Annotated in this window: 8 protein-coding genes; 3 read left to right on the plus strand and 5 right to left on the minus strand. The window is 59.3% G+C overall.

Annotated features, from left to right (window positions below):
- Nucleotides 1-65: 65 nt before the first annotated feature.
- Entirely contained in the window at nucleotides 66-1,505 is a 1,440-nt protein-coding gene (locus EKL15_RS16740; RefSeq protein WP_203089991.1) for a serralysin family metalloprotease, read from the minus strand.
- A gap of 933 nt (nucleotides 1,506-2,438) precedes the next feature.
- Between EKL15_RS16740 and EKL15_RS16745 the strand changes: the two genes are divergently transcribed.
- Nucleotides 2,439-4,532, plus strand: a complete 2,094-nt coding sequence (locus EKL15_RS16745) for a bifunctional diguanylate cyclase/phosphodiesterase (RefSeq protein WP_203089994.1) — start codon at nucleotides 2,439-2,441, stop codon at nucleotides 4,530-4,532.
- On the opposite strand, the gene EKL15_RS16750 is transcribed toward EKL15_RS16745, so the two are convergent.
- Nucleotides 4,529-5,725: an MFS transporter gene (locus EKL15_RS16750; RefSeq protein WP_060439964.1), complete on the minus strand. Its 1,197-nt coding sequence runs from the start codon at nucleotides 5,723-5,725 to the stop codon at nucleotides 4,529-4,531. The two genes, EKL15_RS16745 and EKL15_RS16750, sit on opposite strands and share 4 nt — an antisense overlap.
- A gap of 149 nt (nucleotides 5,726-5,874) precedes the next feature.
- On the opposite strand from EKL15_RS16750, the gene EKL15_RS16755 reads away from it, so the two are divergent.
- A complete protein-coding gene (locus tag EKL15_RS16755) occupies nucleotides 5,875-6,792 on the plus strand; it encodes an ABC transporter substrate-binding protein (RefSeq protein ID WP_102779662.1) in 918 nt (305 codons plus the stop codon).
- Nucleotides 6,793-6,847: 55 nt separating this feature from the next.
- On the opposite strand, the gene EKL15_RS16760 is transcribed toward EKL15_RS16755, so the two are convergent.
- Nucleotides 6,848-8,626 carry a sigma-54-dependent Fis family transcriptional regulator gene (locus tag EKL15_RS16760; protein ID WP_089185967.1) on the minus strand — a complete coding sequence of 593 codons (1,779 nt, stop codon included), beginning with the start codon at nucleotides 8,624-8,626 and terminating at the stop codon, nucleotides 6,848-6,850.
- 275 nt (nucleotides 8,627-8,901) lie between these two features.
- Here EKL15_RS16760 and EKL15_RS16765 point away from each other — a divergent pair, with 275 nt between their 5' ends.
- Nucleotides 8,902-10,422, plus strand: coding sequence for an aldehyde dehydrogenase family protein (locus tag EKL15_RS16765; protein WP_197830466.1), 1,521 nt, complete (start codon nucleotides 8,902-8,904; stop codon nucleotides 10,420-10,422).
- Nucleotides 10,423-10,489: 67 nt separating this feature from the next.
- On the opposite strand, the gene adhP is transcribed toward EKL15_RS16765, so the two are convergent.
- Together adhP and blh are read right to left on the minus strand one after the other, a co-directional pair.
- Nucleotides 10,490-11,506 carry an alcohol dehydrogenase AdhP gene (gene adhP, locus EKL15_RS16770; RefSeq protein ID WP_004928541.1) on the minus strand — a complete coding sequence of 339 codons (1,017 nt, stop codon included), beginning with the start codon at nucleotides 11,504-11,506 and terminating at the stop codon, nucleotides 10,490-10,492.
- Nucleotides 11,507-11,702: 196 nt separating this feature from the next.
- Entirely contained in the window at nucleotides 11,703-12,992 is a 1,290-nt protein-coding gene (gene blh / locus EKL15_RS16775; protein ID WP_060418973.1) for a bifunctional sulfur transferase/dioxygenase Blh, read from the minus strand.
- Nucleotides 12,993-12,996: the final 4 nt, after the last annotated feature.

Here is a 12,996-nt window from a genome sequence, read left to right on the forward strand (position 1 = left end):
AAGAATAGATTTACACATAGCTGGCCCATGCAAAACGGTGGGCATCATTGCCCACCGTTGCCGTTTTATACGATAAAGTCAACAACGACGTCAGCCTGCCCGACGATGTGCACCAGGAAGTCTGGATTTGCACCGCCATGGATGTTGAAGGCCAGTTCGCTCAGATTGCTTTGGGTATCATAGGACACCAGCGCCTCACCGGCCTGCCCGCTGAAATGATCGACAAACTGAATAAAATCACTGCCTTTATCGCCTTGGTTGAAGAAGGACAGATCGATCTTGTCCTTGCCTGACTCAAAGTCCCAAATTGTATCAGGAGCCCGAACAGGCGAGTCATTCAGGTCAGAGAAGACAAAAATGTCGTTACCTTGCCCTCCCCACAATTGATCCTGGCCCGCCCCACCGTAAATAACATCGTTACCGGCGCCGCCTTTGAGCACATTGTCTGCGTGATTTCCAACAATGACGTCATTACCTGCTCCCCCTATCGCGTTTTCGATGGTGGCGCCGGCAGCGATGGAAACATTCCCTTTTAATCCACCGACGTCGGAGAAAGCGCCTTCGTTCAAATTGATACGTTGATTTTGGCTATACCCCGAAAAATCGAGGGTATCATTGCCACCTGCATCCCAAACAGACATCACCAGCTTGTCGTGGCTGTCCTTGAGCGTATAGAAGTCTCGGCCTGTATTTGAATTAAACCCGTAAACGGTGTCGCCGGTTCGGGTAGTCATGTTGGCGCCGTAAAGATGCTGGATGGCCGCGATATCATCAACCAGCGGTGCAGCGGCATAGTAATGGCCATGATCCGCGTTGGTAATGGATTCATTCCAGTAACTCATTACGCTAAACTGCCGGGTATCTTCGGCGTAAACTGCCTTGGTATAATTTGGGCTGCCTTGCCCCGCATTATAAGTGCCCGGGTGATCTAACCCGAGAGTATGGCCAACTTCATGGGTAATGGTTAAGCGGCCGTAATTACCTAGCTCAGGATGCAAATTTTCGGAGTGATTCTTAATGTTGTACCAACTTTGCCCATCAGAATTGTACCCTCTGTAATCATTGCCATTATATGAGTAAGGTTTCAAGGCATACGCTTGTCCCGTCCCCTCATAATTCCCAAAGGTAATATTGGAAGGTTGACCTGAAGCAACTTCGACAAATTTGATGTTGGCAACATCGGCCCAGGATTGTAAAGACAGCTTCGCCTGTTCTTGCTGCTGTTGCGTGAACGCACTCAGCCCCGTATCACGTTCCGGGGAGCGGTGGCCCAGGTTCAGTTCGTTATAATCCCAATCCGGGAAGGAATAGGTCACCGTCGCCTCTTTTCCCGTGACGTGAACGCCATTCCAGGTTTTATCGCCGCGCGCTATCTGCAACCCCGCCTCATTTATGTCATAAGACGGTTTGTTATTTATCGTCAGGCCATTCCCGCGTTCATGGTAGTGAATAAGATCGTTAACACTGTCCCAACCCGTTTCGTTTCCATTCATGGTATTACCCATAACTTTCTCCACAAAGTAGCTAGTATTAATATGACATCCGAAATGTCTCTTAGGGATAATCAAAATCCGGAGAATAGCGATAACCCGATACGCCCACTCTTTTTCCTATCCCTTTACACCCAGAGAGTAAATTTACTTTTAACTACCCGAGCCTCCTTACCCATGATTGATAACTGATGCAACTGCATGAGATCGCGATGTGTCCGTGCAAAATGCGCGAAAGTAACAGGCCGCATTGATCCGGCAAGGGTGTGATTCCAGTGTCTGCGCGTTGAGGCTAAGTTGAGATGTCGCTCAAGAGGTCTAATGACAACGGCCGTCCGATGCATTGCCTCGTTGCCAGAGACCACATCAGACAGGCTCTTGTGCTGTGAATCTGGTCTGTTATCCGAACGGTTACCCGGAGATAATTGCGTGAATGCATTTGCGCCACCATCCAGTTTTGCTAATGATTATCATTCGCGAGGCTATCTCACGCGTAAGCAAAGTGTCAACATATGAAACAAAACATTTCTTGATTTGCATCATGATTTTTCCGCTAAGCCCCAGTAAACGGGCGCTGCAGAGTGCATAAAATGGCGTTCACCGCCGTCTGAACTGCGGTTTTTGTCAGTATTACCGCATAGAGCAGGCAGAATAGCGCCAGGGAGTACATCATGGCGACTGAACATTTAGCCATAGAGAAACATCAAGAATGATTAATTTTCACGGCAATAACGCGGTGTGGTCCGATCACTTATTTTTCGCTGCAATATAAGGGATACTTATAAATAACAGGAGTATTCCTAATGCGTTCACGCTGGATGTATTCCATGCTAGCGGGCCGATTTTTAGCCGCGCCCGCTGGCTATTCCCATTTTCATTGGCAAGACTATATTGAAAGAAGCTCTGCTCTAGAGCGAGAATATGGGTAATTTTCCGAGGAAATACCGCATGACCCTGTTGCCCAAGCAGAGCAATAACAAAAATCCGATTGATCTCTATGGCGAAATCGTAGACGACTTGCCCGGCCTGATTTGCTTCGGCAACCGCCTTGGCGGTTACTTCAATAAACAGTGGCGCGACTATACCGGCGCCATCGCCGGTGAACACGGCGCCGCCGACTGGCTCGATGCTCTGCACCCCGACGATCGCGAGCGGCTGGCCGCGCAGTGGCGCCAGGCGATCGTGGCCCTCTCCTCGTTCGCCGGCGAGGCCCGCCTGTGCGATCGCAGCGGCGCCTACCGTTGGTTTATGCTGGCGTTTAACGCCCGGCAGGACGGCATGGCGCTGGAGCCCAGCTGGTACCTGACGGCGACCGACATTCATCCGCAAATGCTGCAGCGCCAGCAAAACGTTCAGGCGCTGTCTATCCAGCAAGACATGCTGGACGCCAGCGTCGACTGCATAAAAGTGATCAATCACGACGGCACGCTGCGCCACATGAACCGCTCCGGCAGCCTGGCGCTCGGCCTTGATCCGGGGCAAAAAGAGTTTGGCATGCCTTGGTTGGGGCTGCTGTCGCCCGAGATCCGGCGCCGCGGCCGCAAGGCGCTGCGCAGCGTCAGAGCCGGAAAAAATGCGCGCTTCACGGGATTGAGCGTGACGCCGCAGGGCAAAAAACAGCACTGGGACAACATTCTCACGCCGGTCAGCGACGAACACGGCACCGTGGCCGAGATCTTGTGCGTGTCACGCGACGTGACTTCGCAACGCGTGATGGAACAACGCCTGTTGCTCGCCAGCGAATATGACGAATTGACCGGCCTGCCCAACCGGCGCCTGTTCAAGAAGAAACTGAAGCAAGAGATGAAGCGGGCCCTGCACGGCAACAAGTCGCTTGGGCTGATGCTGCTGGATCTTGACCACTTCAAGCTGGTGAATGACACGCTGGGCCACGCGGCGGGCGACCATCTGCTGCGGGTTTTGGGCAAAAGGCTCAGCGCCTGCATGAATACGCACTCGTTCGTCTCCCGCCTCGGCGGCGATGAGTTCGCCGTCGTGATCAGCGACGTCGAAAACGAGCAGGATATTTTCCGCATCGCCAACAAATTTCTGCTGCAGCTGGAGACGCCGATCACCCACGGCGGCAAGACGCTGCACTGCGGCATGAGCATCGGCGGCGCCATCTACCCCAAAGACGCACGCGACGCTTCGGAACTGATGAAATGCGCCGACACTGCGCTGTATGAGCTGAAAGACGGCGGCCGCGGCGGTGTCTATATGTTCGACCGCAAAATGATGGACAAGGCGCGCGCCCGCGCCAGCCAGCTCAACTACGCGCGCCAGATCGTGCGCGACAACTGCATCCGCCCCAGCTACCAACCGAAGGTCAGCCTGACCGACGGCAGCATCGTCGGCTTTGAAGCCTTACTGCGCTGGCACTGCCCGATCAACGGCGTGCAGCTGCCGGCGACGGTGAGCGAGGCGTTCAACGACTACGAGCTGGCGACCAAGATCAGCGAAGCCATGCAGCTGAAGGTCTTCGCCGATATCGCCCGCTGGCGCGCAGCCGGCGTGGCGGTGCAGCCCATCTCGCTGAACGTGTCGCCGATCGAGTTTTTACGCGACAACTACGCCGAAACTTTCCTGCAGCGCCTGCTGAAGTTCCACATTCCCCACCACCTGATCGAACTGGAGGTGACCGAACACGCGTTCAACAAGCACGGTTCGAAGTACGTGCTGCGCGCGTTGCAAATGCTCAAGGAGATGGGCATCCGCATCGCGCTGGACGACTTCGGCACCGGTCACTCCTCGTTCAGCCATATCATGGATTACCCGCTGGACTGCATTAAGCTGGACTGCGACTTCGTTCAACGTATGAATACCGAACCGGCGATCCTGGCGATCGTGGAAAGCATCGGCATTCTCGGTCAAAAGCTGTCGATCGATATCATCGCCGAAGGGGTGGAAACCGAGCAGCAGCGGCAAACGCTGTGCGAAGCCGGTTTCCACATCGGCCAAGGTTTTCTGTTCAGCCGGGCGGTGGAATCCCAGCGGGTGCCCGAGCTGCTGCAGGCAGCACCGCAGCCTGTCGACGGCCGTTAAACGCCCTGCTGTTCGCCGAACGGCGCCAGCTGCATGCCGATAAGCGTCACCACGCAGACGATCGCGCCGGCGTAAAAGGTGGAGGCGGAACCGGCCAGCTCCCACAGCATGCCGGCCCCGAGACTCGCCAGCAGCAGCGCCACGCCGCTGACCAGGTTGAACATGCCGAACGCGGTGCCGCGCAGGTGCGCCGGCGCGGTATGCGCCACCATCGCCGCCAACAGCCCCTGCGTCATGCCCATGTGCACGCCCCACAGCGCCACGCCAAACAGCACGCCCGCCCAATGATCGCTCAACGCCAGCACCACATCGGCGGCGATCAGCACCAGCAAACCGGCTTTTAACATTCCTTTATGGCTCATGCGGTCGGACAGTTTACCGAACGGATAGGCCGAGCAGGCGTAGACCAGGTTCATGGCGACCATCACCAGCGGGATCAACGCCAGCGGCGTGCCGCCCTGCTGCGCCTTCAGCACCAGAAACGCCTCGCTGAAGCGCGCCAACGTGAAGACGGCGCCGATGCCCACTACCCACCAATAGCCACGCCCCAGCAGCCGCAGATTGGCGCGGGTAATCGGGTGGGTTCGCTTGTCGGTTATCGCGGCGGCCGGCTCTTTCAGGCCGAAGAACAGCAGCGCGATCGCCAGCGCCGCCGGGATCGCCGCCACCCAAAAGATGGCGCGAAAATCGTTGTGCCACAGCAGCATCAGGCCGACGGCCAGCAGTGGCCCTAAAAAGGCGCCGACTGTATCCAGCGACTGGCGCAGCCCAAAGGCCGCGCCGCGAATTTCCGGCGGCGTCACATCGGCCACCAGGGCGTCGCGCGGCGCGCCGCGGATGCCTTTGCCCACACGATCCAACAGGCGCGCGCCCATCACCATGCCGGATGACGACGCGACGGCAAAAAACGGTTTGCTGATGGCGCCCAGCCCGTAGCCCAGCAGCGCCAGCCCTTTACGCTTGCCGAGGTAATCGCTGAGCACGCCGGAGAACACCTTGACGATCAATGCCGTCGCCTCCGCCAGCCCTTCGATCAGCCCGATGACGATCACGCTGACGCCGAGCGTCGTCGCCATAAACAGCGGCAGCAGGCTGTGGATCATTTCCGAGGAAACGTCCATCAGCAGACTCACCCCACCCAAGATCCACACGCCGCGCGGTATGCGGCCCAACGTAGCGAAGCGCGACGACATGGTTCATCCTCGAAAGATTCAGCGCCACCGGCGGCGCATCATGATTTTTCCAAGATTGGATAGTTGATTTTGTTCGTTCACAGACCTTTAGCCTTCAGAGATAGTGCAACGACCCTGTGACAATCCTAATAATGAAGGTAATTAACATAATGATAGATAGCAAAAAGATGATAGTGATGGCGGCGTTGCTGAGCTTTTCCGCCGCAGCCGCGCCAGGGGTGGATATCGTCGCCAACGAAACGCCGATCCATACGGTGAAGAACGCCGAGGCGGTCGCCAAAATCCCCGCCGGTTTCAAGTTCGTGGAGCCCGGCACGCTGACGGTGGCCATTTCCCTGCTGGGCAGCGGCCCGCCGTTCGGCCTGTACGCCCGCGACAACAAAACGGTGATCGGCAGCGAGGCGGACATCGCGCGCCTGGTGGCCGACGGTTTGGGGTTGAAACTCAAGCTGGTGCCCACCTCGTGGGAAGACTGGCCGCTGGGGGTGGCCTCCGGCAAATATGACGCCGCGGTTTACAACATCACCGTGACCAACGAACGCAAGACCAAATTCGATTTCGCCACCTATCGCCAGGATACGCTGGGCTTCTACGTCAAATCCGACAGCAAGATCACCCAGATCAACACCGCGCCGGATATCGCCGGTAAAAAGATCATCGTCGATTCCGGCACCAACCAGGAAGCGGTGCTGCTGGCCTGGGACAAGGAGAACCGCGCCAAGGGGCTGGCGCCGCTGCAGCCGGTGTACGTCACCGACAAGGCCGCCTCCACGCTGGCCATTCAGTCCGGCCGCGCCGACGCCACCTTCGGGCCCAACGTCTCCGGCGCTTACCAGGCGCGGCTGACCGGCAAAACCCGGCTGGTAGGCATCGTGCCCGGCGGCTGGCCGAAAACCGCCAACATCGCCGTCACGCTGAAGAAAGGCAACGGCCTGGTGGACGCGGTGCAGGCATCGCTCAACGGCGCCATCGCCAACGGCAGCTATCTGCAGGTGCTGGATCGCTGGGCGGAGAGCGACGAGAAGATCGCCCATTCCGAGATTAACCCGCCGGGACTGGGAGACTAAGGCGTGAACCGGCCCCGCATCGAGGGGCCGGCTATTGATGGTCAATCATGATGTTTCATTCCGCCGCCGCTTTCTGCCTTCCCAGCTTGCGGTACAGCGTGCTGCGCGAAACGCCGAGCGCCTTCGCCGCCCGGCTGAGGTTGCCGCCCGCCCTGCCGATCGCCGCCTGCAGATCCTCCAGGCCGGTATCGTCGTTCTCCTGGCGCGGCGCCAGCACCGCGATGGACTGCGGCAGATCGTCCAGAGTGAGCACCGCATGATCGTCCGCCAGCGCCAGCAACACCTTGAGCGTACTCAACAGCTGCCGCACGTTGCCGGGCCACGGGTAGCGCGCCAGCATCGCCAGCGCCTCCGGCAGCAGGCGAATGTCGCGCCGCTCGCCGCCCAGCTCTCGCCACAGCTGCAAAATGAAGGCTTCCAGCTGCGCCCGCTCTCTGAGCGGCGGAATGCGCAGGCTGTATTCCTGGATGCGGTACAGCAAATCCTCGCGAAATGCCCCCGCCTGTACCTGCCGATGCAGATCGTGGTGCGTGGCGCAGACCAGCGCGAAATCGACCGGATAAGCGCTGCGGCTGCCGAGCGGCGTGACCGTTTTTTCCTGTAACACCCGCAGCAGCCGCGTCTGCAGGCCCGCCGGCATGTCGCCGATTTCATCGAGGAACAGCACGCCGCCGTCCGCCTCGCGGATCTTGCCGATATAGCCTTTCGGGTTGGCGCCGGTAAACGCCCCCGGGGCATAGCCGAACAACTCGGACTCGATCAGCGGCTCAGGCAGCGCCGCGCAGTTGATCGCCACGAAGTTGCCGTTGCGCCAGCGGCTCTCTTGAAACAGGCGTCGGCTGAAGTGCTCCTTGCCGCAGCCGGTTTCGCCGGTCACGCACAGGGAAAGACCGGCATTGAGAATGCGCAGCGCCTTCTGATGCTGTTCGTCATGCCTTTCCGCCGGCGGCGGAACCGAACGCAGGGCGCTGACGCGGCGCTGCGGCGCCTCGAGCAGCGAATAATAATGCCGTTGATTGCCGGCCAGCGTCTGGTGCGGTGCGCCGTAGGGCTGCCGCAGCAGATCGGGGAACAGCTGGGCGAACTCAACCGAGCCGAATGCGGCCGGTGAAAGCTGGAACTCCAGCATCGCCAGCCGATTGGCGGCGACCAGCACTTCGTCGTGAAACACCAGCAGCAGCTCCTGCGCGCTGCCCAAGCTACCGGCGTCGGCGTGCAGGCGCAGCGTCCAGTGACGATCGGCGATCGCGCTTCTGACCCAGCGGTGTTCGATATGTCGCACCGCCTGCATGATCAGGCGCTGTGCATCGCGATACGGCCGCTGCGCGGGGGCGGAAAGATCCAATATCCCGGCAATGTGGCCATCCGGCCGGTAGATCGGCGCGGCGGTGCAGTTCAATCCGGCATTTTGGTTGAGGTAATGCTGGTCGCCGCGCACTTCGCAGAACGCGCCCAGCGCCAGCGCGGTGCCAATGGCGTTGGTGCCCCGCTCCGCTTCTCCCCACGGGTTGCCCGGCGCCAGCGCAAAGCGCGATGCCTTATGCAGAAAATCGGTATTGCCGCGGGTTTCCAGCACCAGCCCGTCGGCGTCGGCAATGACCACAATGGCGGGCTGGCGCGTAATTTGCGCGCCCAGCTGCTCGATCAGCGGCTGCACCCGTTGCGGCACCCAGTCGTTGCGGCTGCGCCGCTCTTCGAGCAACCCGGCTTTGATGAACGAGATGTGCTGATCGGCGCGCGCCAGGCCGTAGCCCCGGCTGCGCTGCCAGGATTCCGCCAGCGGATGGGTCAACAAACTGGCGCCCTCAGTGGGCAAGCGGTCGTCAGGCAACATGCGTTTCTCCCCCGTTCGCGAGTGTTGCAAATATGTATCACAGATGTGTATCAGGCGTTGCGACGCGGGACACAAAAAATCATCGCCGGCGGTGGCACCGCTCGATTCGCCAAGCCATATCCGTTTTTAACACGCTAATAAATAAGCTCTTTTAACGAGCATCTTCGCCATTCATCAATCTGGCACGGGGCGTGCTTCTCCCTGCTGTGGCGGCATGCCGCACTCACAGGCGCAGCGCAATAGCGCCGGTTATCATCTGCAGAGAGGTGCTTCACATGAAATATGTCCACCCCGGTTTGCCTGGCTCGCTGGTTTCGTTCCGCAAACGCTATGGCAACTACATTGGCGGCAAATTCGTCGAACCGGTATCCGGCAACTACTTCACCAACACCTCGCCGGTGACCGGCCAGCCGATCGCCGAATTCCCGCGTTCCGACGCCAAGGACATCGAGCTGGCGCTCGACGCGGCGCATGCGGCGGCGGACGCCTGGGGCAAAACCAGCGTGCAGGAGCGCTCCAACGTGCTGCTGGCGATCGCCGATCGCATCGAGTCGCGGCTGGAGATGCTGGCGTTGACCGAAACCTGGGACAACGGCAAACCGATTCGCGAAACCCTGAATGCCGATCTGCCGCTGGCGGTCGACCATTTCCGCTACTTCGCCGGCTGCCTGCGCGCGCAGGAAGGCACCGCGGCGGAGATCGACCAAAACACCGTGGCCTACCATATCTATGAGCCGCTGGGCGTAGTCGGCCAGATCATTCCGTGGAACTTCCCGCTGCTGATGGCCGCCTGGAAACTGGCGCCGGCGCTGGCGGGCGGTAACTGCGTGGTGCTGAAACCGGCGGAACAGACCCCGCTTGGCATCAGCGTGCTGATGGAAGAGATCGGCGATCTGCTGCCGCCGGGCGTGCTCAACGTGGTGCAAGGCTTCGGCGCCGAGGCCGGCGAAGCGCTGGCGCGCAGCAAACGCATCGAGAAGATCGCGTTCACCGGCTCCACACCGGTCGGCCGCCATATCCTCGCCTGCGCGGCGGAAAACATCATCCCCAGCACCGTCGAACTGGGCGGCAAATCGCCGAACATCTATTTTGAAGACATCATGCAGGCGGAGCCGGAGTTTATCGACAAGGCGGTTGAAGGGCTGGTGCTCGGCTTCTTCAACCAGGGCGAGGTCTGCACCTGCCCTTCACGCGCATTGATCCAGGAATCCATCTACCCGCAGTTTATGGAGAAAGTGCTCGCGCGCATCGCCACCATCCGCCAAGGCGACCCCTTCGACACCGACACCATGCTCGGCGCACAGGCGTCACAGGAGCAATACGATAAGATCCTGTCCTACATCGACATCGCCAAGAATGAAGGCGGCAACATCCTCGCCGGCGGCAAACGCACGCAGCACGGGGATGAATTGCAAAACGGTTTCTATCTGCAGCCGACGTTGATTACCGGTAACAACAGCATGCGCTTCTTCCGCGAGGAGATCTTCGGGCCGGTGATCGGCGTCGCCACCTTTAAAGACGAGGCCGAAGCCCTGGCGCTGGCCAACGACACCGAGTTCGGTCTGGGCGCCGGGCTGTGGACCCGCGACATCAACCGCGCCTACCGCATGGGCCGCGCGATCAAGGCGGGCCGCGTATGGACCAACTGCTATCACCTGTACCCGGCGCACGCCGCGTTCGGCGGCTACAAGAACTCCGGTATCGGGCGCGAAACCCACAAGGCGGCGCTGTCGCACTATCAGCAGGTGAAAAACCTGCTGGTCAGCTACGACGCCAAACCGCTGGGCCTGTTCTGATCCGGGCGTAACAACAAGAAGGCCACCCGCAGGTGGCCTTCTTATTTGGCATGGTTGATGGCGTGATTTATTTCGCCATGCCGAGATCGATCACCATGCGACCGCGAATGGTGCCCGCCTTCATCTCGTCGAAGATGGCATTGATATCGCCCAGTGGCCGTTTGGTCACTTTCGGCGTCACTTTGCCTTCGGCGGCGAACTGGAACGCCTCTTTCAGATCTTCACGCGTGCCCACCAGCGAGCCCACCACCTGAATGCCGTCCAGCACCAGGCGCGGAATGCTCAGATCCATGCTCTCCGGCGGCAGCCCCACGGCCACCACTTTACCGCCGGCGCGCACCGCATTCACCGCCGAGTTGAAGGCCGCTTTCGCCACCGCCGTCACCACCGCCGCGTGAGCGCCGCCGGTTTGCTGCTGAATGATCTCCTCCGCGTTTTGCGTTTTGGAGTTGATGGTCAGATCGGCGCCGATCTGTTTGGCGAACTCCAGCTGGCCGTCGTTGACGTCGATGGCGATCACCTTGGCGTTAAATACGTTCTTGGCATACTGCAGCGCCAGGTTGCCCAGCCCGCCCAGGCCGTAGATGGCGATCCACTGCCCCGGCTTGATATCGGAAATCTTCACCGCCTTGTAGGTGGTGACGCCGGCGCAGGTAATGCTGCTGGCGGCGAAAGAATCGAGCCCGTCCGGCACTTTCACCGCGTAGTCCGCCACCACGATGCACTCTTCCGCCATGCCGCCGTCAACGCTGTAGCCGGCGTTTTTCACCGAACGGCACAGGGTTTCGTTGCCGCTGACGCAGTATTCGCAATGGCCGCAACCCTGGTAAAACCAGGCGACGCTGGCGCGGTCACCCACTTTTAACGAGGTGACGCCCTCACCGACGGCGGAGACCACGCCGATGCCCTCATGCCCCAACGTAATGCCCGGCACCTCGCCGAAATCGCCGTTTTTCACGTGCAAATCAGTGTGGCACACCCCGCAACACTCCATTTTCAACGCCGCCTCGCCGTGCTTCAGCGGGCGCAGCACTTTATCCTGAATGTCTACGGTATGGTTTTTCGTCACTACGGCAGCTTTCATGGTGTTTTCCTTAGCAGAATGGGAAGTACAGTTGTTAATGTAGTGACTGTATTCGGTGAGGGCAAGCGCCGCGTGTTTTGTGTAAAAACAAATAATTAAATATGAATCAGCATGATTATTTCATAAAAAACAATTAACAGACGTCGCGATCCCAGGCGAATGATTTGCCTGTTCGCTGGCGCCACCATGACCTGATTCAGCCCTTAAATCGATTCACGGGGATTTTCAGATAGTGTTGCCCATCGTCTTCACAGTCAGGCAAAACGCCGCCGCGAATATTGACCTGCAGCGCCATCAGCATGAGTTCCGGGTGCGGCAGCGTGGCGTCCCGCTGTTTTCTTTGCGCAACGAACCGGGATTTATCCATGTTGACCACCCAGGGATTGTTCTCGCGCTGCTCTCTCACGGTGCTTTCCCAACGGGCCTCACGCCCCGCCGGGCGGTAATCATGGCCGGTAAACAGGCGGGTATCCGCCGGCAGGCTCAGGATCCGCTGCAATGAGTCCCACAAGGCTTCCGCATTGCCGCCAGGAAAGTCGGCCCTTGCGGTACCGCTGTCCGGCATGAAGAACGTATCGTGGATAAACGCCGCATCCGCAATGTGGTAAGTGACGGACGCCAGCGTGTGCCCGGGAGACAGCAAGACTTCAGCGCGCAGGTTGCCGATAAAAAAGACGTCCCCGTCCGCGAACAGTACATCCCAGACGGTCTTGGCCGCAGGCAGGTCTTTTAAATTATAGATCTCTTCCCACAGCCCCTGAACGGCGGTAATTTTTTCACCGATACCGGTGAAGGCGCCGGTTTTCTGCGCCAGCCAGGTGGCAGCCGAAAAATGATCGGCGTGCGGGTGCGTATCCAACACCCAGGCCACTCCCCACCCCCGTTGATGGATAAAATTCAGAATGTCGTTGGCCTGTTGATGCGAGACCGTGCCCGATCGGCGGTCAAAATCCAGCACCGGGTCGATAATCGCACAGCGGCGCGCCTCGGGATCGGCAACCACATACTGCAGGCTGCCGCTTTCCGGCTCATAAAACGCGTGAACCTCCGCCGTGGCCCGCACGGACCGATGCTTGCCATACCAGCTGAGCGCCTTATCGGCGTCCGCGCCGTATTCGTCGCATTGGCGGCGAAACTGCGCTTCATCTATCTGACCTTCGCGCAGCGCATACAGCAGGGAAAGGCAGGCAGATCGAGCCCCGCTTCTGCAGTGCGCCAGGGTCTTCCGGCCTTGCCGCAGCAGAAACTGGAAGGTGTAAACGGTCTCCCAGGTCAGCGTATCGAACGTGTAAGGGAGATAGACGTAACGCATCCCCCCTTGTTCAGCCAACGCTTTCTCTTGCTGATGATCAAGATACTCCCCCGGCTCCTCGTCCGGCCGATTGTTGACGATAAGGCGGTAGCCCTGTTGAGACAGCGCCTTGAAATCACTCGCTTCAGGCGCGCCCGAAAAGGAGAGCTGAGGGTGGTAAGTGCGGATGCGCATGTTT

The sequence above is a fragment of the Serratia sp. 4542 genome (genome assembly GCF_016805595.1).
Classification (GTDB): Bacteria; Pseudomonadota; Gammaproteobacteria; order Enterobacterales; family Enterobacteriaceae; genus Serratia; species Serratia nevei.

Excerpts from the sequence above, each read along its gene's own strand:
- adhP (WP_004928541.1), bottom strand. The coding sequence starts at position 11,506 with ATGAAAGCTGCCGTAGTGACGAAAAACCATACCGTAGACATTCAGGAT.
- EKL15_RS16740 (WP_203089991.1), bottom strand. The coding sequence starts at position 1,505 with ATGGGTAATACCATGAATGGAAACGAAACGGGTTGGGACAGTGTTAAC.
- EKL15_RS16745 (WP_203089994.1), top strand. The coding sequence starts at position 2,439 with ATGACCCTGTTGCCCAAGCAGAGCAATAACAAAAATCCGATTGATCTC.
- blh (WP_060418973.1), bottom strand. The coding sequence starts at position 12,992 with ATGCGCATCCGCACTTACCACCCTCAGCTCTCCTTTTCGGGCGCGCCT.
- EKL15_RS16750 (WP_060439964.1), bottom strand. The coding sequence starts at position 5,725 with ATGTCGTCGCGCTTCGCTACGTTGGGCCGCATACCGCGCGGCGTGTGG.
- EKL15_RS16765 (WP_197830466.1), top strand. The coding sequence starts at position 8,902 with ATGAAATATGTCCACCCCGGTTTGCCTGGCTCGCTGGTTTCGTTCCGC.
- EKL15_RS16755 (WP_102779662.1), top strand. The coding sequence starts at position 5,875 with ATGATAGATAGCAAAAAGATGATAGTGATGGCGGCGTTGCTGAGCTTT.
- EKL15_RS16760 (WP_089185967.1), bottom strand. The coding sequence starts at position 8,626 with ATGTTGCCTGACGACCGCTTGCCCACTGAGGGCGCCAGTTTGTTGACC.